Annotated in this window: 1 protein-coding gene; it reads right to left on the bottom strand. The window is 76.9% G+C overall.

From position 1 onward, the window contains the following. Positions 1-26: 26 nt before the first annotated feature. Positions 27-25,553 (bottom strand): SDR family NAD(P)-dependent oxidoreductase, encoded by a 25,527-nt coding sequence (locus tag ACF1AK_RS11760; RefSeq protein ID WP_391498604.1) that lies wholly within the window; start codon positions 25,551-25,553, stop codon positions 27-29.

The following is a 25,553-nucleotide window of genomic DNA, read 5'->3' as shown; positions in this document are numbered from 1 at the left end:
CGGGGGGCCCGGGTGGGTCCGCGGCCTCACTCGAACCCCTGGTCGACGAGGGAGAACAGCTCGTCGTCGGTGGCCGACCCGAGGTCGTCCTCGTCCGTTCCGTCGGCGCCGTCGTCCGGCGTCCCGCACAGCGCCAGCAGCTCGCGCAGGCGTTCGGCGATCCGGTCGCGGGCCCCGTCCTCGGCCAGGAGCGCCGGGAGCGCCTCGTGCAGCCGGTCCAGGTCGGCGAGCACCGGGGTGGCCGCCGAGGAGTCCTCGGCGAGGCGCGCGAGCACGTGACGGGCCAGGCTCACCGGGTTCGGGAAGTCGAAGACCAGGGTCGAGCGCAGGTGCACCCCGGTGGCGCGCACCAGGCGCTTGCGCAGTTCGACCGCCATCAGCGAGTCGAAGCCGACCTCCTTGAACGCCCGCTCCGGCCCGACCTCGTCGGCCCCCGGGTGTCCGAGGACGGCAGCCGCCACGGTCCTGACGAGCGTGACCAGTTCGCGCTCGCGCTCCTCCTCGGACAGCGCCGCCAGCCGCCGTCGCAGGGCGTCCGCGTCCGGGGTCTCGGGGGTCCGGACGCCTTCGGCCGCGCGACGCACCTCCAGGGCGCGGAGCAGCTGCCGCAGCGGACCGCGCACGGTCTCCGGGCGGGTGCGCAGGGCCACCCGGTCGGGCCGGGCGAGCACCAGTCCCGGACCGGCCGCACGCAGCGCCTCGTCGAACAGCACGAGCGCCTCGGCCTCCGGCACCTCCACTAGCCCTTGCGGGAGTTCGGAATCGGTGCCGTCGGCTCCGGTGGGCCCCCAGGCGAGCGCGGCGGCGGGCAGGCCGTCGGCGTGCCGGGCGGCTGCCAGCGCCTCGGCGAAGGCGGCGGCCGCGGTGGCCGCGGGCGGTTCGGGGGCACCGGTCAGGCCGCCCGCCGAGGAGACCGTCACGAGCGACGCGCCCGGATGCGCCGCGAGCAGTCCGGCAAGGGCCAGGCTCGCCCCGACGTCCGGCTCCGCGTCGTCGCGGGCCGCACCGGCCACCGCGAGCAGCGCGCCGGCCACCGGGTGCCCGGCGACGGCCGCCTCCAGCGCGGCGCGCAGCCCCTCGTGGTCGCCGGGCGTCCGGCCGACCACCTCGGCCTCCGCTCCCGCCCCGGCCAGCCGGTCCGCCAGCCGGTGCACGGCGTCGATGCCCGTGTCGCCGCCCGGCAGCAGGACCAGGCGGCGGACCCCGTGGGCCGCGACCAGGTGTCCCGCCAGCGCGCCGGCGAGCGCGCCGTCCGCGCCGCCGACCAGCACCGTGCCACCGCCCGCGCCCCACGGCTCGACCGGGGCGATGTCGTCGGCCGCCGCCGCCCTGACCAGTGACGGGGCGAGCAGCCGTCCGCCGCGCACGGCGAGCCTCGGTTCGCCGGCGGACACCACCCTGGGCAGTGCGGCCGCGGAGGCCGGGTCGCCGTCCAGGTCGGCCAGCAGGATCCGGTCCGGGTGCGCGGCCTGAAGCGCGCACACCGCACCCCAGACGGCCGCCCGGGCCGGGTCGGGCACCCGGTCCCCGTCCGCGGTGTGGACGGCCTGCCGGGTCACCACCAGGAGCGTGCTGTCCGCCGGCCCCGGTTCGGCTGCCCAGGCGGCGACCTGGGCGGCGACCCGGGCCACCGCGAGCGGGATCCGGCGGACGGCCGGGGCGGTCGGCTCGGCGTCCGGGTCCAGGCCGGTCGCGGCGAGCACGACGGTGTCGGGTGCCGGCGCGCCGGCCGCGACGGCGGCGGCGAGGGCCGCCACGTCCGCGTACCGGGCCTCCGGGGCGAAGTCGTCGAGGGTGCCGAGGGTGCTGAGGGTGTCGGGGGTGTCCGCCGCGCCGAGGACGGCGACACGTCCGGGCACGCCGGGGCCCGGCGCGTCCTCGTCCCACGGCGACCAGGTCAGCCGGAGCAGCGCGTCCCGCTGCGCACCGCCGGCCGCGCGCAACTGCTCGGCGGAGACCGGGCGCACGGTCAGCGACTCGACCACCGCGACCGGACGGCCCGCCGCGTCCGCGACGCGCATCGACACCGCGCCCTCCCCGCCCGGGGTCAGCCGGACCCGCAGGCCGACCGGCCCCTTGCCGGAGAAGCGGACACCGTGCCAGGAGAAGGCGACCCGGACGTCCTCGTCCTCGCCGGCGCCCACGCGGAGCGTCTGGACCCCCGCGTCGAGCAGGGCCGGGTGCACGGCGAAGCCGGCCGCCTCGCGCTCGTGTTCGGCGGGGAGCCCGACCTCGGCGAACAGGTCGTCACCGCGCCGCCAGGCGGCCCGCAGCCCCCGGAACGCGGGACCGTAGTCGACCCCGGAGAGCGCCAGGCGCTCGTAGAAGTCGTCCACGTCCAGCGGTACGGCACCGGTCGGAGGCCAGCTCGCCCACTCGGGGCCGGCATCGTCGGCCTCCGCCCCCTCCAGCAGCGTGCCCTCCGCGTGCCGGGTCCACGGCTGGTCGGCGGGCGCGTGCTCGGGCCGGGAGTGGATGCCGACCGCCCGGGCGCCGGCCTCGTCCGGCGCACCCACGACGACCTGGATCCGCAGCGCCTCGGAATCCGGCAGCACGAGCGGGGTGTGCAGGGTCAGCTCCTCGACGGTGGGACTGCCCACCTCGCCGCCCGCCCAGGCTGCCAGCTCGACGAAGAGCGTCCCCGGCACGATCGCCGTGCCCAGGACGACGTGGTCGGCGAGCCACGGGTGAGCCGCGGTGGAGAGGCGACCGGTGAACAGCACGGTGCCGTCGTGGGCCGAGCTGACCGCCGCGCCGAGCAGCGGGTGCCCGGCCGGGGCCAGCCCGAGCCCGGCCGGGTCGCCCGCCCGGACACCCTGGTCGAGCCAGTAGCGGCGGTGCTGGAAGGCGTAGGTCGGCAGGTCGACGTGCCGGCCGGCGGGGAGCAGGGTGGTCCAGTCGACGGGCAGGCCCGCGACGAAGGCGGCGGACAGTGCCGTCACCAGACGCTCGGGACCGCCCTCGTGGCGGCGCAGTGTCTCCAGGACCACGGCGCCCGGGAGCTCTTCGAGCTGGTCGGCGACCGGGACGACCAGGCCGGGGTGCGGGCTGCACTCGACGAACGTGGTGTGTCCGTCGGCGACGGCCGCGCGCACCGCCGCGTCCAGCCGGACCGTGCCGCGCAGGTTGTCGAACCAGTACGAACCCGCCAACCGCTCCGGGCCATCCACCAGTTCGCCGGTCACCGTCGAGTACATCGGTATGCGTCCCACCAATGGCTCTACGGACGAGGAGAGTTCGACGACCTCGTCGCGGACCGCGTCCATGTACGCGGAATGCGAGGCGTAGTCGACCGGGATCCAGCGCGCCCGGACCTCCTCACGCTCACACCACTCCACCACGGCCGTCAGCGCCTCGGTTTCCCCCGAGAGCACCACGCTCGACGGGCCGTTGACCGCCGCCAACGACAACCGCGCGTCCCCGGCGACGAGTTCGGCGGCCCGCTCGGCTCCCAGGCCGACGGACAGCATCCCGCCACCCGTCACCCCACGCAGCGCCTGCGAACGCCGCACCACCACCCGAACCGCATCCTCCAAAGACAGCAACCCCGCCACATGCGCCGCAGCGATCTCACCCTGCGAATGCCCGATCACCGCCGCCGGCCGCACCCCGCACGACTCCCACCAATGCGCCAACCCCACCATCACGGCGAACAGCACCGGCTGCACCACATCAACCCGCTCCAGCAACCCACCCGAACCGTCCCGCAACACCTCCAGCAACGACCAGTCCGTCAGCGGATCCATCACCCCCGCACACTCCTCCACCGCCGCCGCGAACACCGGTGACACATCAAGGAGTTCAGCCGCCATCCCCACCCACTGCGACCCCTGACCCGGGAACACGAACACCGCACCCGACCCCGACACCGCGACCGACTCACCCCCGGCCACCTCACCCAGCCGGTCCACCAACTCCCCCACCGACCGCCCCGCGACCACCGCCCGGTGCTCGAACACCGCCCGGCCCGTCACCAGCGACCGGCCGACATCCACCGGATCGACCCCGGGATGCGCCACCGCCCACTCCCGCAACCGCTCCGCCTGCGCACGCAGCGCCGCATCCGACCGGGCCGACAGCACCCACGGCACCACCCCGCCGACCGGCTCCGCAGCAACCGGGGACTCCGCCTCCGGCGCCTCCTCCAGCACCACGTGCGCATTGGTGCCGCTGATCCCGAACGAGGACACCGCCGCGCGACGCGGGCGACCGGTCTCGGGCCACGCCACCGACTCCGCCAGCAGCTCCACCGCGCCCGCCGACCAGTCCACGTGTGACGAGGGCGCGTCCACGTGCAGCGTCCTCGGCAGCAGGCCGTGGCGCAGCGCCATCACCATCTTGATCACACCGGCCACCCCCGCCGCCGCCTGGGCGTGGCCGATGTTGGACTTCACCGAGCCGAGTCGCAGCGGCCGGTCCCCGGGACGGCCCCGCCCGTAGGTCGCCAGCAGCGCCTGCGCCTCGATCGGGTCGCCCAGCGTCGTGCCCGTCCCGTGCGCCTCCACCGCGTCGACGTCCGCCGTGGTCAGGCCCGCGTTGGCGAGCGCCTGGCGGATCACCCGCTGCTGGGCGGGCCCGTTGGGCGCGGACAGCCCGTTGGAGGCGCCGTCCTGGTTCACCGCGCTGCCCCGCACCACCGCCAGCACCCGGTGCCCGTTGCGGCGCGCGTCCGAGAGGCGCTCCAGCAGGAGCAGCCCGACGCCCTCGCCGGCGCCCATGCCGTCGGCCGCCTCCGAGAACGCCTTGCAGCGGCCGTCCGGGGAAAGTCCGCGCTGCCGGGAGAACTCGACGAAGAACTCGGGCGTCGACATGACCGTCACCCCGCCCGCGAGCGCCAGGTCGCACTCCCCGGACCTCAGCGCGTTGGCCGCCAGGTGCAGCGCGACCAGCGAGGACGAGCACGCCGTGTCGATGCTGACCGCCGGACCCTCCAGCCCCAGCGAGTACGCCACCCGGCCGGAGGCGATGCTGCTCGCACTGCCGTAGCCGACGTAGCCCTCGACCTCCTCCGGGACGCGGTCGAGGCGCGAGCCGTAGTCGTTGTCGATGACACCGGCGAAGATCCCGGTCCGGCTGCCGCGCAGCGAACCGGGGTCGATGCCGGCCCGCTCGACCGCCTCCCAGGAGGCCTCCAGCAGCAGACGCTGCTGCGGGTCCATCGCCAGCGCCTCGCGCGGCGAGATCCCGAAGAACTCGGCATCGAAGTCCGCCACGCCGGACAGGAACCCGCCGCGTCGCACGTAGCTCTTCCCGGACGCCTCCGGGTCGGGGTCGAAGAGCGCGGCCACGTCCCAGCCGCGATCACCCGGGAAGTCGCCGATCGCATCGCCACCGGCGGCGACCAGCTCCCAGAGGTCCTGGGGCGAGCCGACCCCGCCGGGGAAGCGGCAGCCCATGCCGACGATCACGACCGGATCGCCGTCGGTGCCCGTGCCGGCGGCCGGGGTCGGCACGGGCGCCGTCTCCTCCGGCCCGGCGGAGCCGAACAGCCGCTCCAGCAGGTGGCCGGCGAGCCGGGCCGGGGTCGGGTGGTCGAAGACCAGGGTCGACGGCAGCCGCAGACCGGTGACGCCGTTCAGCCGGTTGCGCAGCTCGACACCGGTCAGCGAGTCGAAGCCCAGCTCCTTGAAGGCGCGGGTCGCGTGCACCGCGTCGGCCGACCGGTGGCCCAGCGCGCCCGCGGCCTCGGTCCGGACGATCTCCAGCAGCGCCCGCTCACGCTCGGCGGGCGCCAGGGCGGCGATCCGGGCGGCCGGCGGTGCCGCGGCCGCCTGCCGGTCGCCGCGGCGGGCCGCTCCGCCCAGCAGGTCGCCGAACAGCGCGGGTGCGGCCGCCGCACGGGCGCGGATCGCCCGGAGGTCCAGGTGCGCGGGCACCAGGGTCGCGCCGGGTTCGGCGAGCGCGAGGTCGAACAGGCTCAGCGCCTCCTCGGCCGGCATCGCGACCGCACCCGTCCGCGCCCACCGGGCGAGGTCGGCCTCGCTCAGCCGCCCGCCCATGCCCCGGGTCCCGGCCCACAGGCCCCAGGCGAGGGAGATCGCCGGCAGGCCGAGCGCCCGGCGGTGCTGCGCCAGGCCGTCCAGGAAGGCGTTGGCGGCCGCGTAGTTGCCCTGGCCCGGACCGCCGAAGGTGGTCGCCCCGGAGGAGAAGAGCACGAAGGCGGCGAGCTTGGCGTCCCGGGTGAGCTCGTGCAGGTGGTACGCCCCGTCGGCCTTCGGGCGCAGCGAGCGGTCCAGGTGGCCGGCCGTCAGGGTCTCCACCAGTCCGTCGTCGACGATGCCCGCGGTGTGGACCACGCCGGTCAGCGGGTGCTCGTCGGGCACCCGCGCCAGCGCCTCGGCCAGGGCGTCGCGGTCGGCGAGGTCGCAGGCCAGCAGGGTGGCCTCGGCGCCCAGCGCGGCCAGGTCGGCGAGCAGTGCGGCGGCGTCCGGCGCGGCGGTGCCCCGGCGGGACAGCAGCAGGAGCCGGCGTACACCGTGGCCGGTCACCAGGTGCCGTGCGACGAGCGTGCCCAGGCCGCCGGTGGCGCCGGTGACCAGGACGGTGCCCTCCGGGTCGAGCCCGTCGTCGGCGGCCGGCGGCGGGGTCGCGCGGACCAGCCGGGGCACCAGCAACGCCCCGTCCCGGACGGCCAGTTGCGGCTCCGAGGCGGCCAGGGCCAGCGGCCAGCGGGCGAGCGAGGCCTCGTCGGCGCCGAGGTCGACCAGGGTGAAGCGGCCGGGGTGCTCCGACTGCGCCGAGCGCACCAGGCCCCAGACGGCGGCGGCCGCGACATCGGCGACCGGCTCGTCCGCACGGGCGGCGAGCGCACCGGTCGTCACGACGACCAGGCGGGAGCCGTCGAAGCGGTCCTGCGCCAGCCAGTCCTGGAGCAGACCGAGCACCGAGCCCAGCAGCCTGCGGGTCCGGGCGGGGACGTCCGCCCCGGCCCCGGGCGCCACCGGGACGTGCAGCACGACCGTGGCGGGCAGGTCCTCGTCGGCTGCGGCGGCCGCGGCGAGGTCGTCGAACCGGGCGGCCGGGCGGTGCTCCTCGGCCAGGCGCGCGGCCGGACCGGGCGCGTCCGCGTCGTCGACCGCGCCGAGCAGTGCCCATGGCCGGACCGTCCCGGAGTCGGGCTCGGCCGCCCGCCACTCCACCCGGAACAGCGCGTCGCGGTGCGCCGGACCGGCCGGGCGCAGCTGCTCCGCCGTGACGGGGCGGACGGTGAGCGCCGCCACCGACGCGACGCCCACTCCCGCGTCGTCCGCCAGGTGCAGCGACACCGCGTCCGCGCCGATGGGCGACAGCCGGACACGCAGGCGGGAGGCGGCCTCCGCAGCCCTCGGCCCGGCGGCCGACCGGACGCCGCGCCAGGCGAAGGCCACCCGGGCCGCGGCCGTCGCGCCGGCGGGCCCGTCCGGCTCGCGGGCTGCCGCCAGCGCGTGGAGGGCGGCGTCCAGCAGAGCGGGGTGCAACGCGAAGCGGTCGGCCACCGCGTCGGCCTCCACGGGGAGTTCGACCTCGGCGAAGATCTCCTCGCCGCGCCGCCAGGCGGCCCGCAGGCCCTGGAACACCGGGCCGTAGTCGAAGCCGGCAGCGCCCAGCCGCTCGTACGCGCCATCGGTCGCGACGGGTGCGGCACCCGGCGGCGGCCAGGCGGTGAGGTCCGGAGCGGCGGCCTCGGCCCCCTCTGCCGGGACGACCAGGGTACCGGTGGCGTGCCGGGTCCAGGGCTGGTCGGCGGGCGCGTCCTCGGGCCGGGAGTGGATGCCAACCGCCCGGGCCCCGGCCTCGTCCGGCGCGCCGACGGAGACCTGGAGCTGGACGCCGCCCGTCTCGGGCAGCACCAGCGGTGCGGGCAGGGTGAGCTCCTCGATCTCACCGTGACCGACCCGGTCTCCGGCCCACAGGGCGAGCTCCACGAACAGCGTGCCGGGGACGATGACCGTGCCGAGCACGGCATGGTCGGCGAGCCACGGGAAGGCGGCGGTGGAGAGGCGGCCGGTCAGGACCGTTCCGGAGCCGTCGGCCAGCTCGACGGCGGCGCCCAGGACGGGGTGGTCGACGGCGAGTTGACCGCGGCCGGCCCCGGAGGATCCCGCATCGGCGGCCGTCACCCAGAAGCGCTCGCGCTGGAACGGGTAGGTCGGCAGGTCCGCCTGGGGTCCGGCGGGGAGCAGGGTGGTCCAGTCGACGGGCAGGCCCGCGACGAAGGCCGCCGACAGTGCCGTCACCAGACGTTCGGGGCCGCCCTCGTGGCGGCGCAGCGTCTCCAGGACCACGGCGCCCGGGACGTCGTCCAGCTGGTCGGCGATCGGGACGACCAGGCCGGGGTGCGGGCTGCACTCGACGAACGTGGTGTGCCCGTCGGCGACGGCCGCGCGCACCGCCGCGTCCAGCCGGACCGTGCCGCGCAGGTTGTCGAACCAGTACGAACCCGCCAACCGCTCCGGCCCATCCACCAGTTCGCCGGTCACCGTCGAGTACATCGGTATGCGTCCCACCAACGGGCTCACCGACGAGGAGAGCTCGACGACCTCATCGCGGACCGCGTCCATGTACGCGGAATGCGAGGCGTAGTCGACCGGGATCCAGCGCGCCCGCACACCCTCACGCTCACACCACTCCACCACGGCCGTCAGCGCCTCGGTTTCCCCCGAGAGCACCACGCTCGACGGGCCGTTCACCGCCGCCAACGACAACCGCGCGTCCCCAGCCACCAGTTCGGCGGCCCCCTCGGCCCCCAGGCCGACGGACAGCATCCCGCCACCCGTCACCCCACGCAGCGCCTGCGAACGCCGCACCACCACCCGAACCGCATCCTCCAGCGACAACAGGCCCGCCACATGCGCCGCAGCGATCTCACCCTGCGAATGCCCGATCACCGCCGCCGGCCGCACCCCACACGACTCCCACCACCGCGCCAACCCCACCATCACCGCAAACAGCACCGGCTGCACCACATCCACCCGCTCCAGCAACCCACCCGAACCGTCCCGCAACACCTCCAGCAACGACCAGTCCGTCAGCGGATCCATCACCCCCGCACACTCCTCCACCGCCGCCGCGAACACTGATGCGGTGTCAAGGAGTTCGGCCGCCATCCCCACCCACTGCGACCCCTGACCCGGGAACACGAACACCGCACCCGAACCGGGCACAGCACCCGCAGCCGCCCCGCTGTCAACCAACTCACCCAACCGATCGGCGAGTTCACTCAGATCCCGCCCGACGACGACCGCCCGGTGCTCCAACGCCGCCCGCCCCGAGGCGAGCGTCCGTGCCACCGCCACCGGATCGGCCTCCGGACGGTCGCCCAGCCAGCCGCGCAACCGCTCCGCCTGCGCACGCAGGGCCGCCGCGGACCCCGCCGACAGCACCCAGGGAACAACCCCACCGGTGTGGGCCTGCGCTTCGCTCCCGGCCCCGGCCGGGGCCTCCTCCAGGATCACGTGCGCATTGGTGCCGCTGATCCCGAACGAGGACACCCCGGCCCGGCGGACCCGCTCACCGCGCGCCGGCCACGGCACGTCGTCCGTCAGCAGCTCGACCGCACCCTCCGACCAGTCCACGTGCGGCGACGGCGCGCCCACGTGCAGCGTCCTCGGCAGCACGCCGTGCCGCAGCGCCATCACCATCTTGATCACACCCGCCACACCCGCCGCCGCCTGGGTGTGCCCGATGTTCGACTTCACCGACCCCAGCCACAACGGCTCACCGGCCCGCTCACGCCCGTACGTCGCCTGGAGTGCCCGCGCCTCGATCGGGTCGCCCAGCGTCGTGCCCGTCCCGTGCGCCTCCACCACGTCCACGTCCGCCGCAGCCAGCCCCCCGCTCGCCAGCGCCGCCCGGATCACCCGCTCCTGCGACGGCCCGTTCGGCGCCGTCAACCCATTGCTCGCACCGTCCTGGTTCACCGCGCTGCCCCGCACCACCGCCAGCACCCGGTGCCCGTGACGCACCGCATCCGACAGCCGCTCGACCAGCAGCAGGCCCACACCCTCCGCCGCGCCCATGCCGTCGGCCGCCGCGGCGAAGGCCTTGCTCCGGCCGTCCGGGGCCAGACCGCGCTGGCGGGAGAACTCCACGAAGAAGTCCGGGGTGGACATCGCCGTCACCCCGCCGGCGAGGGCGAGGTCGCACTCCCCGGACCGCAGCGCGTTCGCCGCCAGGTGCAGCGCGACCAGCGAGGACGAGCACGCGGTGTCCACCGTCAGCGCCGGGCCCTCCAGTCCGAAGGTGTAGGCGACGCGGCCCGAGGCGACGCTCGTGGCGTTGCCGGTGAGCACGTGCCCCTCGACGCCGGCCGGCATCCCGCCCGTCGCGTAGTCGTGCCCGGCCATCCCGGCGAACACGCCGGTCCGGGTGCCGCGCAGCGAGCGCGGGTCGATGCCGGCCCGCTCGAAGGTCTCCCACGCCGTCTCCAGCAACAGACGCTGCTGCGGGTCCATCGCCAGCGCCTCGCGCGGCGAGATCCCGAAGAACTCGGCATCGAAGGCCGCCACGCCGGACAGGAATCCGCCGCGTCGCACATAGCTCTTCCCGGACGCCTCCGGGTCGGGGTCGAACAGCCCGGCCACGTCCCAGCCGCGATCACCCGGGAAATCACCGATCGCATCGCCACCGGCGGCGACCAGCTCCCAGAGGTCCTCCGGCGAAGCGACGCCACCGGGGAAACGGCAGCCCATGCCGACGATCACCACCGGGTCGTCGGCGCGGACCACCGTGCTCGCGGCGGGCGGCGCCCCGACGGACACGGGGTCGCCCTGGGCGGCCGCGGCGAGGAAGCCGGCGAGCCGGGCCGGGGTCGGGTGGTCGAAGACCAGGGTCGACGGCAGCCGCAGACCGGTGACGCCGTTCAGCCGGTTGCGCAGCTCGACACCGGTCAGCGAGTCGAACCCCAGCTCCTTGAAGGCCGTCTCGGGGCGCACGCTCTCCGCCGAGTCGTGGCCGAGCACCACCGCCGCCTCCGCCCGCACCAGGCGCAGCGCGAGGTCGACGCGTTCCCCGGCCGGGGCGCCGGCCAGCCGGCGGGCCCACGGCAGGGCGTCGTCGGCGGCCGCCGCGCGGCGCGGGGACGCCGGACCGGCGAGCGCCCGCAGCAGCGGCGGCACGGGGCCGGTGGCGGTGCGCAGCGCGGCGAGGTCCAGCCGCGCCGGGACGAGGGCCGCCTCGGGGCGCTGCCACGCGGCGTCGAACAGGGCGAGCCCCTGCGGCGTCGAGAAGGGCAGCAGCCCGCCGCGGGCGAGCCGCTTCAGGTCGGCGGCGGCGAGGTGTCCGGTCAGTCCGGTGCGCTCGGCCCACAGGCCCCAGGCCAGGGAGGTGGCCGGCAGGCCCCGGGCGCGGCGGTGGTGCGCGAGGGCGTCGAGGTAGGCGTTGGCCGCGGCGTAGGGGGCCTGGCCGGGGGTGCCGAGGACGCCGGCGGCCGAGGAGTACAGCACGAAGGCGGACAGTCCGGCGTCCCGGGTGAGGTCGTGCAGGTTGGCGGCGGCCGCGGCCTTGGCGCGCAGGACCCGGTCGACCTGCTCCGGCGTCAGCGCGTCGACCAGCCCGTCGTCCAGCACCCCGGCCGCGTGGACGACGGCGGTGAGCGGGTGCTCGGCGGGGATCGCGGCGAGCACCCGGGCGAGGGCCTCGCGGTCGGCCGCGTCGCAGGCCTCGATGCTCACCTCGGCACCCAGCTCGGCGAGTTCGGCGGCCAGCGCGCCCGCGCCGGGGGCGTCCGCGCCGCGCCGGCCCAGCAGCAGCAGGTGCCGGACGCCGTGCCGGGCGGCCAGGTGGCGGGCCAGGTGGCGGCCGAGGGTGCCGGTACCCCCGGTGACCAGCACCGTCCCGTCGGCGGCGAGCGGCCGGGGCAGGGTCAGCACGACCTTGCCGGTGTGCCGGGCGCGGCTGACGAAACGCACCGCCTCGCGGACGTGGCGCAGGTCGAAGGTGCGGACGGGCAACGGTTGCAGGGCGCCCGTCCCGAAGAGCGTCACGAGCTCGGCGAACAGTTCGGCGATCCGGTCCGGTCCGGCGTCGATCAGGTCGAACGCCCGGTAGCGGACGTCCGGGCGGTCCGCCGCGACGGCCTCCTGGGCGCGCACGTCCGTCTTGCCCATCTCGACGAACCGGCCGCCGTCCGCGAGCAGGCGCAGCGAGGCGTCGACGAACTCCCCGGCGAGCGAGTTCAGGACGACGTCCACGCCCCGGCCGTCGGCGGCCTCGGCGAACTGCCGCTCGAAGGCGGTGTCGCGGGAGGAGGCGATCAGGCCCTCGGGCACGCCGAGTCCGCGTACGACCGGCCACTTGGCGGGGCTCGCGGTGGCGAGCACCGTGGCGCCCCAGTGCCGGGCGAGCTGCACGGCGGCCATGCCGACGCCGCCCGCCGCCGCGTGGACGAGGACGGTCTCGCCGGGCCGCAGCCCGCCGAGGTCGCGCAGCCCGTAGAGCGCCGTCAGGAAGACCACCGGCACGGAGGCCGCCCGGGCGTACGACCAGCCGGCGGGCAGGCGGGCCAGCAGGCGGTGGTCGGTGACGGCCAGCGGACCGAAGGAGCCGTCGAACAGGCCCATCACCCGGTCGCCCGGCGCGAGCGCGGTGACACCCGGTCCGACCTCGGTCACGACGCCCGCCGCCTCGGCGCCGACGACCGCGCGGCCGGGGTACATGCCGAGCGTGATCAGCGCGTCGCGGAAGTTCACGCCGGCCGCGCGCACCGCGACCCTGACCTGTCCGGCGGCGAGCGGTTCGGCCGCGGCCGGGTGGCCGACGACGGCGAGGGCGTCGATGGTGTGCTGCGGGCCGGACTCGACGCGCCAGGGCGCGGGCCCGTCCGGCAGCACGAGCGCCCGGTCGGCGCCGGCGCGGACCAGTCGCGGGGTCAGCACGGTGCCGTCCCGGACGATCGCCTGGGCCTCGCCGGACGTCAGGACGGCGCGCAGCCGGTCCACGGGGAGCGGGAGGCCGGCCCGGTGCGGGTCGTGGTCGAGGTCGACCAGCACGAAGCGCTCCGGGTGCTCGGTCTGGGCGCTGCGGACGAGGCCCCAGACCGCCGCGTGCACCGGCTCGGGGACGTCCTCGGACGGGTCGGGGGCGATCGCGCCCCGGGTGACGACCACCAGGCGGGCGGCGGCGAGCCGTTCCTCGGCGAGCCAGCCGCGGAGGACGCCGAGGACGGTGTGGACGGCGGTGCGGACGGCCTCGGGTCCGGTGCCGTCCGCCGGCGGGCAGAGCAGGACGGCGACGTCGGTCCCGGCCTCGGCCGCCGCGGCCGGGTCGGGGTGGGCGGGCAGGTGGTCCTCCGCGACGGCCGGCAGGTCCGGCGACGGCGTGCCGAGCAGCGCCCAGCGCTGCTGCGGGTCGGTCCCGGCCTCGGGCAGGGCCGTCTCCGTCCAGTCCACCCGGTGCAGCCAGGCCGGGTCGGCGGCGACCGGACCGGCCAGCCGGCCGGGGGCCAGTGGCCGCAGCGTGAGCGACTCGACACGCGCCACGGGCGAGCCGCTGCGGTCGGTGGCCAGCAGCGACACCGACGCACCGCCGGTGCGCCGCAGCCGCACCCGCAGGGCGGTGACGGGCCCGGCGGCCGGCTCCCTGGTCACCCCTGTCCACGCGAACGGCAACAGGGTGCTGCCCGAGGCCTCCACCGCGTCCAGCGCGGTGAGGTGCAGGGCGGCGTCCAGCAGCGCGGGGTGCAGGTGGTGGCCGTGCGCGTCCGGTGCTTCCGGTCCGCCCGGTTCTCCTGCTCCGCCCGGTTGGCCCGGTTGGCCCGGTTCACCCGGGAGTTCGACCTCGGCGAACAGGTCGTCGCCGTGCCGCCAGGCCGCCCGCAGGCCTTGGAAGACGGGGCCGTAGTCGTAGCCGACCTCGGCCAGGCGCTCGTAGAGGGTGGTGGTGTCGACGGCCTCGGCCTGCGGGGGCGGCCACGGAAGGAGGTCGTCGGCGACGGCCTGCGGCGGGGTGGAGGAGAGGCTGCCGGTGGCGTGCCGGGCCCACGGCTCGTCCTCGGGGACGCCCTCGGGCCGGGAGTGGACGGCAAGGGCCCGGACACCGGTCGCGTCGGGCGCGGCGAGTGCCACGTGCAGCCGCACGGCGGCCTGTTCGGCCAGCACGAGCGGCTCGTGCAGGGTGAGTTCGTCGACCACCGGGCAGCCGGCCTCGGCGCCGGCCCAGGCCGCGAGGTCGAGGAGGGCGGTGCCCGGGACGAGGACGGTCCCGTGCACGGCGTGGTCGGCGAGCCAGGGGTGGGCGGGCACGGACAGCCGTCCGGTGTACGACAGTCCGCCGTCCTCCGGCGAGCGCACGGCGGCGCCCAGCAGCGGATGGCCGGCCGCCACGAGCCCGAGGTCGTGCGCGGCCCCCGCGACGGGCGGCGCGTCGAGCCAGTAGCGGCGGTGCTGGAAGGCGTAGGTCGGCAGCTCGGCCTGGGGTCCGGCGGGGAGCAGGGTGGTCCAGTCGACGGGCAGGCCGGCGACGAAGGCGGCGGACAGTGCCGTCACCAGACGTTCGGGGCCGCCCTCGTGGCGGCGCAGCGTCTCCAGGACCACGGCGCCCGGGACCTCTTCGAGCTGGTCGGCGACCGGGACGACCAGGCCGGGGTGCGGGCTGCACTCGACGAACACCGTGTGTCCGTCGGCGACGGCCGCGCGCACTGCCGCGTCCAGCCGGACGGTGCCGCGCAGGTTGTCGAACCAGTACGAACCCGCCAACCGCTCCGGCTCATCGACCACCTGGCCGGTCACCGTCGAGTACATCGCCACCCGGCCCGCCCATGGCTGTACGGACGAGGAGAGTTCGACGACTTCATCGCGGACCGCGTCCATGTACGCGGAATGCGAGGCGTAGTCGACCGGGATCCAGCGCGCCCGCACCTCCTCACGCTCACACCACTCCACCACGGCCGTCAGCGCCTCGGTTTCCCCGGACAGCACCACGCTCGACGGGCCGTTCACCGCCGCCAACGACAACCGCGCGTCCCCGGCGACGAGTTCGGCGGCCCGCTCGGCCCCCAGGCCGACGGACAGCATCCCGCCACCCGTCACCCCACGCAGCGCCTGCGAACGCCGCACCACCACCCGAACCGCATCCTCCAGCGTCAACAGGCCCGCCACATGCGCCGCAGCGATCTCACCCTGCGAATGCCCGATCACCGCCGCCGGCCGCACCCCGCACGACTCCCACCACCGCGCCAACCCCACCATCACCGCGAACAGCACCGGCTGCACCACATCAACCCGCTCCAGCAACCCACCCGAACCGTCCCGCAACACCTCCAGCAACGACCAGTCCGTCAGCGGATCCATCACCCCCGCACACTCCTCCACCGCCGCCGCGAACACCGGCGCGGTGTCAAGGAGTTCGGCCGCCATCCCCACCCACTGCGACCCCTGACCCGGGAACACGAACACCGCACCCGAACCGGGCACAGCACCCGCAGCCGCCTCGACGTCAACCAACTCACCCAACCGATCGGTGAGTTCGCTCAGATCCCGCCCGACGACGACCGCCCGGTACTCCAACGCCGCCCGCCCCGACGCGAGCGTCCGTGCCACCGCCACCGGATCGGCCTCCGGACGGTCGCCCAGCCAGCCGCGCAACCGCTCCGCCTGCGCACGCAGGGCCGCCGCCGATCGTGCCGACAGCACCCACGGCACCACCGCACCCGCACCCGCGGCCGTCACCGGCTCCGCCGGAACGCCCTCACGGTCGAGGGAAGCGGGCTGCTCGATGATCACGTGGGCATTGGTGCCGCTGATCCCGAAGGACGACACCCCGGCCCGGCGCGGCCGCCCCGTCTCCGGCCACTCCACGGACTCCGCCAGCAACTCCACCGCGCCCGACGACCAGTCCACGTGCGGCGACGGCGCATCCACGTGCAGGGACTTCGGCACCACCCCGTGCCGCATCGCCATCACCATCTTGATCACACCCGCCACACCCGCCGCCGCCTGGGTGTGCCCGATGTTCGACTTCACCGAACCGAGCCGCAGCGGCCGATCGGCCGGCCGCTCCTGCCCGTACGTGGCCAGCAGCGCCTGCGCCTCGATCGGGTCGCCCAGCGTCGTGCCCGTCCCGTGCGCCTCCACCACGTCCACGTCCGCCGCAGCCAACCCCCCGCTCGCCAGCGCCGCCCGGATCACCCGCTCCTGCGACGGCCCGTTCGGCGCCGTCAACCCATTGCTCGCACCGTCCTGGTTCACCGCGCTGCCCCGCACCACCGCCAGCACCCGGTGCCCGTGACGCACCGCGTCCGACAGCCGCTCGACGACGAGCAGGCCGACGCCCTCGCCCCAGCCGGTCCCGTCCGCCGCCGCCGCGAACGGCTTGCACCGCCCGTCCGCCGCCAGACCGCGCTGACGGGCGAACTCCACGAACACGGTCGGTGTCGACATGACCGTCACCCCGCCCGCGAGCGCGAGGTCGCACTCCCCCGAGCGCAGCGCGCTCGCCGCCAGGTGCAGCGCGACCAGCGACGACGAGCACGCCGTGTCGATGCTCACCGCCGGACCCTCCAGCCCCAGCGCGTACGCGACCCGGCCCGAGACGACGCTCCCCACGCTGCCCGCGAGCAGCAGGCCCTCGTAGCCGTCGGGGGCCCGGTGCAGCCGGGAGGCGTAGTCGTGGTGCATGACGCCGGTGAAGACGCCGGTCCGGGAGCCGCGCAGCCCGGCCGGGTCCACGCCCGCGTGTTCCAGCGCCTCCCAGGCGGTCTCCAGCAGCAGGCGCTGCTGCGGGTCCATCGCGCGGGCCTCGCGCGGCGAGATCCCGAAGAACTCGGCGTCGAAGTCGCCGGCGTCGTACAGGAAGGCGCCGTGCCGGGTGTACACCGTGCCGGGGCGGGCCGGGTCCGGGTCGTACAGGGCGTCGGCGTCCCAGCCCCGGTCGGTCGGGAAGCCGCCGACCGCGTCGGTCTCCCGGGCGACGAGGCGCCACAGGTCCTCGGGCCCGGTGACGCCGCCGGGATAGCGGCAGCCCATGCCGACGATCACGACCGGATCGTCGTCGGCCGGGGCGGCCGCGGGCGTCGGGGCGGCCACTGCCGGGGCGCCCGCCACCTCCCTGGTCAGCCGCGCCGCGAGGGCGGCGGCGCTGGGGTGGTCGAACACCACGGTGGCGGGCAGCCGCAGGCCGGTGAAGCTGTTGATGCGGTTGCGCAGTTCCAGCGCGGTGAGCGAGTCGAAGCCCAGCTCGCGGAAGGCGCGCCGGACGTCGACGGTGTCCGCTTCGCCGTGGCCGAGCACGGTGGCGGTCTGGCTGCGGACGAGGTCGAGGGCGGCGCGGGCGCGGCGGTCCTCGGGCAGGCCCGCCATCCGGCGCGCCCAGGAGGACGCCTCCCCGGCGCCGTCGCCGACCGCGGTGCCCGTCGCCGCCCCGGCCACCCGTGGCAGGGGGGCACGGACCAGTCCGCGGAGCACGGGCGGCACGGCGCCGGCCGCCGCGAGGTCGCGCAGCGCCGCCCGGTCGAGGCGGGCGGTGACGGCGTACGGCAGGTCGGTCCGCAGCGCCGCGTCGAACAGCGCGAGCCCGTCCTCGGTGGACAGCAGGCCGATGCCGCCGCGGGCGAGTCGGGCGCGGTCGGCGGCGGCGAGGTGGCGGGTCATCCCGCTGCCCTCGGCCCACAGGCCCCAGGCGAGAGAGATCGCCGGCAGCCCGGCCGCGCGGCGGTGCCCGGCCAGCGCGTCGAGGAAGGCGTTCGCGGCCGTGTAGGCGCCCTGTCCGGCGTTGCCGGTCACCGAGGTGACGGAGGAGAAGAGGACGAATGCGTCGAGGTCCTGCTCCCGGGTCAGCTCGTGCAGGTGCCAGGCCGCGTCCGCCTTGGGGCGCAGGACGGCGGCCAGGCGTGCGGGGGCGAGGGTCTCCACCGTGCCGTCGTCGAGGACGCCGGCGGCGTGCACGACGACGCCCAGCGGGTGGGCGGCCGGGAGCCCGGCGATCAGCGCCGCAAGCTCCTCGCGGCGGGCGACGTCGCCGGCGGCGATCGTCACCCGCGCGCCGAGCGCGGTGAGTTCGGCCCGCAGCGGCTCGGCGCCGTCCGCCAGCTGCCCGGCCCGGCTGACCAGCAGCAGGTGGCGCAGGCCGTGCTCGGTGACCAGTCGGCGGGCGATCAGTGCGCCGAGGGTGCCGGTGCCGCCGGTGATCAGCGCCGTGCGCTCAGGATCGAGCGGGCGCCCGCCGAGCGCCGCCGCAGCCGGGGCCGGGGCTGCGGCCGGGGCCGCGGCCGGGACCAGCCGGGGACGGTGCGGGATCCCGTCGCGCAGGGCCAGTTGGGGCTCGTCGGCGGTGAGGGCGGCCCGCAGGGCGCGGCCGGAGCGCGCGGGGTCGTCGAGGTCGATCAGGGTGAGCCGGCCGGGGTGCTCGGACTGTGCGGTGCGCAGCAGGCCCCACACCGGGGACTGGCCGAGGCCCGGCACGGCGTCCCCGTCCCGGACGGCGACCGCGCCCCGGGTGACGACGACCAGCCGGGCCCCGTCCGGGCGGTCCCCGGCCAGCCAGGCCCGGACGGTGTCGAGGGCCCAGCGGGCGGCGGCGTGCGCGGCCTCGGCCGGGTCGCCCGGCGTGCCGGGAACGGCGGCGACCACCACGGCGGGCGCCGGATGCCCGGCGGCGGTGTGGGCGTCGAGCCCGGCGAGGTCCGGGAACGTGGCGCGCGGGTCGAGACCGAGGTCGTCGGCACCGAGGACCACCCGGTCCGGATCCCCCGCGGCGGCGGGCACGCTCAGTTCCGTCCAGTGCAGGGCGAACAGCGCGTCGCGCGGGGTGGCCCCGGCCGGTGCGAGCCGGTCGGCGGGCAGTTCGCGCAGGCTGAGGCCGCCGACCGTGAGAACGGGCGCCCCGCTGAGGTCCTCGGCGGCGAGTGCGGTGGTGCCGTCCGGCGCGGGCGACAGCCGGACGCGCAGCGCGGTGGCTCCGGTGGCGTGCAGTCGCACGCCGGTGAAGCCGAACGGGATGCGCGGGCCGGCGCCACCGGCGGGCGCGTCGGCCAGCAGCAGCGGGTGGAGGGCCGCATCGAGCAGGGCGGGATGGACTCCGTGCGCGGCATCGCCCCGGACTGGTTCGGCGGGCAGGCGGACCTCGGCGTACAGGTGGTCTCCCGCGCGCCAGGCGGCGGTGAGGCCCTGGAACCAGGGGCCGTAGCCGTAGCCGAGGCGGTCGAGACGCTCGTAGGCGTCGGCGAGTTCCACCGGCTCGCTGCCCGGCGGCGGCCAACTGCCCTGCACCGCAGCGGCGATGGGCTCGTCGGCGGCCGTCAGCGTGCCGGAGGCGTGCCGGGTCCAGGGCCGCTCCGCGGGCTCGTCGCCCGGTTCGCCCTGCGACGCGGGCGGCCGGGAGTCCACGGTGACGGCGTGCCGGCCCGCCGGGTCGGCGGGGGCGACGGCCACCCGCAGCTGCGTGCGCCCGGTGTCGGGCAGCACCAGCGGGGCCTCCAGGGTGAGCTCCTCGACTCCCGGGCAGCCGGCGAGCGCGCCCGCCCGGAGCACGAGGTCGAGGAAGGCCGTGCCGGGCAGCACGACCGTGCCGGTGACCGCGTGGTCGGGCAGCCAGGGCCGGGTGTCCGCGGAGAGCCGGCCGGTGACCAGGGTGGTGCCGTCCGGGGTCGTGGTGACGGCGCCGAGCAGCGGGTGGTCGACGGCGTCGAGGCCGAGGTCGGTGGGGCGGGCCTGCGCGGGCCCGGTGGTCAGCCAGTAGCGGCGGTGCTGGAAGGCGTAGGTGGGCAGGTCGACGTGCCGGCCGCGGTGGTCGCCGGGGAGCAGCGCGTCGGGGTCGGGCTGCGCGCCGTGGACGATGGCCTCGGAGACCGAGGCGAGGAACTGTCCGAGGCCGCCGTGATCGCGCCGCAGGGTGCCGATGGCCGTGCCGCCGGCACCGGTCGTGCCCCCGGCGCCTTCGGGGGCCCCGGCGCCTTCGGGGCCTTCGGGGCCGCAGGCGTCCAGCGTCTCCTGGGTGCCGATCTTGAGGACGGGGTGCGGGCTCGCCTCGACGAAGAGCCGGTGGCCGTCCGCGTGCAGGGCGCGCACGGCGGGCTCGAAGCGGACCTCCTGGCGCAGGTTGCGGTACCAGTAGTCGGCGTCCAGCGTGGTGGTGTCGGTCAGCAGCCCGCCGGTGACGGTCGAGTAGAAGGCGATCCGCGCGGCGCGGGGCGCGAGGTCGGCGAGCGCGGCGAGGAGCGGTTCGCGCAGCGGCTCGACGTGCGCCGAGTGCGAGGCGTAGTCCACCGGGATCCGGCGGGCGCGCACGCCGCTCCGCTCGCAGTGGGCGAGGAGGGCGTCGAGGGCGGCGGCGTCCCCGGAGACGACAGTGGCGACGGGGCCGTTGCGGGCGGCGATGCCGATCCTGCCGCCCCAGGGCGCGAGGAGCGCGCCGGTCTCCTCGGCGGGCAGCGGGACGGAGACCATGCCGCCGGTACCGGCCAGGCCGAGCAGGGCGCGGCTGCGCAGGGCGACCACCTTGGCGGCGTCGTCGAGGGTGAGCGCGCCCGCGACGTACGCGGCGGCGATCTCGCCCTGCGAGTGGCCGACGACGGCACTCGGTTCGACGCCGGCGGCCCGCCACAGCCGGGCCAGCGCGGCCATGACGGCGAACAGCACGGGCTGGACGACGTCGACCCGGGACAGGTCGGGTGCGCCCGGCCGGCCGCGCAGGACGTCGTGCAGCGACCAGTCGGTCCAGCGGGCCAGCGCCGCCGCGCAGGCCTCCATCTCTTCCTTGAACTCCGGCGAGGAGTCAAGGAGTTCGACAGCCATGCCGGCCCATTGCGAGCCCTGGCCGGGGAACACCAGGGCGGTCGCGCCGCGGGCGGCGGACTGGGCCCGGACGAGGTTGTCGGCCGGTTCGCCCTGGGCGAGCGCGGTCAGCCCGCGCAGCGCGTCGGCGTGGGTACGGGCGAGGACGACGGCGGTGTGGTCGAACCTGGTCCGGCCGCGCAGCAGGGCGTGGCCGAGCGCGAACCGGTCACCCGCCGTCGCGGCCGCGCCGGCTTCGGCCCCGGCTTCGGCGGCCGGGGCCAGGTGCCGGGCCAGCCGGCCGGCCTGGGCGCGCAGCGCGGCCTCGGTGCGGCCGGAGACGGTGAGCGGCACGGGCAGGTCCGGGTGTCCGCCGCCACCGGCCTCCGGCGCCGGTCCGGCCGGCGCGGGCGCCTGCTCGACGATCACGTGCGCGTTGGTGCCGCTGATGCCGAAGGAGGAGACACCGGCCCGTCGGGGCCGGTCGGGACCATCGGGCGCGGGCCACGGGGTCGCGGCCGCCGGCACGCTGACCGCGCCGTCCGCCCAGCGCACCGCCGGCGAGGGCTCGCGCAGGTGCAGCACGCCGGGCACCAGCCCGTGCCGCATCGCGAGGACGGTCTTGATCAGCCCGGCGATCCCGGCCGCGGCCTGGGTGTGGCCGATGTTGGACTTCACCGAGCCGAGCAGCAGGGGGCGTCCGGGGTCGCGGCCGGCGCCGTAGACGGCGAGCAGGGCGTGGGCCTCGACCGGGTCGCCGAGCGCGGTGCCGGTGCCGTGCGCCTCGACCACGTCGACGTCCGCGGGCGCCAGCCCGGCGGAGCCCAGCGCCTGCCGGATCACCCGCTGCTGGGCCGGCCCGTTGGGGGCGCTGAGGCCGTTGCTGGCACCGTCCTGGTTGACGGCGGAGCCGACCACCAGGGCGAGCACCGGGTGGCCGTGGCGCCGGGCGTCCGACAGCCGCTCCAGCAGGACGACGCCGACGCCCTCGGCCCACGCCGTGCCGTCGGCGTCGGCGGAGAACGGCTTGCAGCGGCCGTCCGGGGCGAGGCCGCGCTGCCGGGCGAACTCGACGAACATCCCGGGCTCGGCCATCACGGTGGCCCCGCCCGCGAGGGCCAGCGTGCACTCCCCGTTGCGCAGGGCCTGGGCCGCCAGGTGCACGGCGACGAGCGAGGAGGAACAGGCGGTGTCCACGGTGACGGCGGGGCCTTCGAGGCCGAGCTCGTAGGCGATCCGGCCGGAGGCGACGCTCGGGGTGGTGCCGGTGAGCAGGTAGCCGTCCAGGCCGTCGACGGGCTGGTGCATGCGCGGGCCGTAGTCCTGTGCGGTGGCGCCGACGAACACCCCGACGCGGTCGCCGCGCAGCCCGGCGGGGTCGAGCCCGGCGCGCTCCAGTGCCTCCCAGGACGTCTCCAGCAGCAGGCGCTGCTGCGGGTCCATGGCGAGGGCCTCGCGCGGGCTGATGCCGAAGAACTCGGCGTCGAACTCGCCCGCGCCGTCGAGGAATCCGCCCTCGCGCACATAGGTGCTCCCCAGCCGGTCCGGGGAGGTCCCGTGCAGCTGGTCCAGGTCCCAGCCGCGGTTTCGGGGGAACGCTCCGATGGCGTCCACGCCGTCGGCGGCCAGCCGCCACAGCTGCTCGGGCGTGCGGGCGCCACCGGGGAAGCGGCACCCCATGGCGACGACCGCGATCGGGTCGCCGTCGCGGTCGGCCGCCGGGGACGGCTCGGCCGGCTCGGCCGGCCGTTCCGGCGCGGGCCCTGCCAGGGCCCGGGAGCACAGGTGGCGGGCGAGGTCGGCGGGCGTCGGATGGTCGTAGCCGGCGCTCGCGGGCAGGTCGAGGCCGGTCGCGGCCGACAGCCGCTGGAGGAGTTCGACGGTGGCGAGCGAGTCGAGTCCCGACTCGCGGTAGGCGAGGTCCGCGCGGACGGCGTCCCTGGTGGCGTGGCCGAGCACGGCGGCCGCGTGCGAGCGGACCAGGTCCAGCACGACGCGCGCCCGGTCAGCCTCCGGCAGCCCGGCGATCCGGCGGGCGAGCGGCGACGCCGGCGGCGCCTGGGGCAGCCGCGCCGCAGGAGCGGCCCGTCCCTGAACGGCGTTCTCCGGAACGACGTCCTCGGGCGCGACGTCCTCGGGCGCGACGTCCTCGGGCGCGACGTCCTCGGGAGCGGCGGCGCGCAGCCAGTGCGGCGTGCGCCGGAACGCGTAGGTGGGCAACGCGACCCGCCGCCGTGCCCGGGCCTCGAAGAGCGCGGTCCAGTCGAGCGCGGCACCCAGCGTGTGCAGCCGGGCGGCGGTCTCGGCCAGGGCGTCCGCCTCCGGCCGGCCGGCCCGCAGGGTGGCGACGGCCGCGAAGGCCTCGCCGCCCTCGGGCACCGGGCACTCCCGGGCCAGCGCGGACAGGCTGCCGTCCGGCCCGAGTTCGACCAGGACGCTCGCACCGCCCTCGCGCAGCCGCTCGACGCCGTCCCCGAAGCGCACCGCCCCGCGCACCTGGCGCACCCAGTAGCCGGGCGAGCACAGCTCCTCGGCGGACGCCGTGCGGCCGGTCAGGTTGGACACCACGGGCGTCGTCGGCGGACGGAAGGTCAGCCCCCGCGCGACCTGCGCGAAGGCGTCGAGCATCGGCTCCATCCGCGCCGAGTGGAAGGCGTGGCCGACCCGCAGCCGCCGGACCTTGTGGCCCTGCGCCCGCCACTGCTCCGCGAGCGCGAGGACGGCCTCCTCGTCGCCGGAGACCACGGTGGCCGCCGGCCCGTTCACGGCCGCGACCGAGACCCGGTCCCCCAGGTCCGCGAGTGCCGCCACGACCGCCGCCTCGCCCAGGCGGACGGCCAGCATCGCGCCACCGGCGGGCAGTTGCTGCATCAGCCGGCCCCGGGCGGCCACCAGGGCGCAGGCGTCGGGCAGGTCGAGGACGCCGGCCACGTGCGCGGCCGTGAGCTCGCCGATCGAGTGGCCGAGCAGCAGGTCGGGAACGACGCCCCAGTGCGCCAGCAGCCGCTGCAGCGCCACCCCGAGGGCGAAGAGGGCGGGCTGGGTGAACTCGGTGCGGTGGACGAGTTCCGCCTCCGGGCTGCCCTGGGGCGCGAACAGCACCTCGCGCAGCGGACGCGGCAGGTGCGGGTCGAGGTGCCGGCAGACCTCCTCGAAGGCGGCGGCGAACACGGGGAACCGCTCGTGCAGTTCGCGGCCCATGCCGGGGCGCTGGCTGCCCTGGCCGGAGAACAGGAAGGCGGTCCGGCCGGGCCTGACCTCACCGCTCACCACGCCGGGGGCCGCGCCCGAGGTGCGCAGCGCGTCGAGGCCGGCCAGCAGCCCCGCGCGGTCGGGGGCGTGGACGACGGCGCGGGCGGCGAGGTGGCTCCGGGTGGTGGCGGCCGACCAGCCGAGGTGCGCCGGCTCCACGCCGGGGTGCCGCAGCAGGTGTCGGTGCAGGCGGTCGGCCTGGGCGCGCAGCGCCTCGGGCGTGGCGCCGGAGAGCGGGACGAAGGCCGGGGCCCCGGGGCCGGCGGCCGGCTCGGCAGGGCCGTCGGCGGCCGCCGCCGGGGCCTGCGCACGTCCACCGTCCGGCTGTTCCGCCAGCACCACGTGGCAGTTGGTGCCGCCCATGCCGAAGGAGCTCACCCCGGCGACCAGCCGCTGTCCGGGCATCGGCCAGGCGCCGGTCGTGTCCTGGACGCGCAGGCCGAGCTCGCCCAGCGGGATGCGGGGGTTCGGGGTCTCGTAGTTGAGGCTGCGCGGCAGCTCCCGGTGGCGGATCGCCAGGACCGTCTTGACCAGCCCGACGATTCCGGCCGCGCCCTCCAGGTGCCCGAGGTTGGTCTTCACCGAGCCGACCCGCAGCGGTGCGCCGGCCGGGCGGCCGGTGCCGAGCGCGGCGCCGAGGCCGGCCGCCTCCACCGGGTCGCCCACGGGGGTTCCGGTGCCGTGCAGTTCGACGTACTGGACGTCGGCCGGGCGGAATCCGGCCCGGCGGTGGGCCGCGCGGATCACCTGTTCCTGCGCCGCGGCCTCGGGCGAGGTGAGCGCCGCCCCGCCGCCGTCGTGGTTCATCGCGCTGCCCGCCACCACGCAGTACACGGTGTCGCCGTCGGCGAGCGCGCGGGCCAGCGGCTTGAGCACGACGACCGCGCCGCCCTCGCCGCGCACATAGCCGTTGGCGCGCGCGTCGAAGGTGAAGCACCGGCCGTCCGGGGAGAGTCCGCCCAGTTTGCCCGCCTCGCCCGGCCCGTCGGGGACGAGGTCGAGGTTGACGCCGCCGGCCAGGGCGAGCTCGGACTCCCCGCGCCGCAGGCTCTCACAGGCCGTGTGCACCGCGACCAGCGAGGACGCCTGGGCCGCGTCGACCGTCATGCTGGGGCCGCGCAGGCCGAGGGTGTAGGAGACCCGGTTGGCGATCATGCTGCGGTGCAGGCCGGTCACCTGGCGCGCACCGGCCGCGATGCCCGCGCGGCGCAGCAGGACGGCGTAGTCGTCCCAGATCGCCCCGGCGAACACGCCGACCGGGCCGCCGCTCAGCCCGTGCGGCGGGATGCCCGCGTGTTCCAGGGCTTCCCAGCACAGTTCGAGCATCAGCCGCTGCTGCGGGTCCATGAGCGCGGCCTCGCCCGGAGTGATGCCGAAGAACCCGGGGTCGAAGCCGCTGACGTCGTCCAGGTAGCCGCCGCGCCGGGGCCGCTCCGGCGCGCCGCCGGCGACCGTGGCGGCGGGGCGTTCCGGCGGTGTCGCGGCGCGCCGGCCGTCGGGGAATTCACGGACGGAATCGACGCCGGTGCGCAGGAGTTCCCAGAACGCGTCCGGGTTGTCCGCTCCCGCCACCCGGCAGGCGAAACCGACGATCGCGACAGCATCCGAACCGGCCAT

The sequence above is a fragment of the Kitasatospora sp. NPDC015120 genome (assembly GCF_043080305.1).
In the GTDB taxonomy this organism is placed as follows: Bacteria; Actinomycetota; Actinomycetes; order Streptomycetales; family Streptomycetaceae; genus Kitasatospora.
Note: the sequence above shows the minus strand (reverse complement) of the source record. Positions and strands in the feature narration are given on the sequence as shown.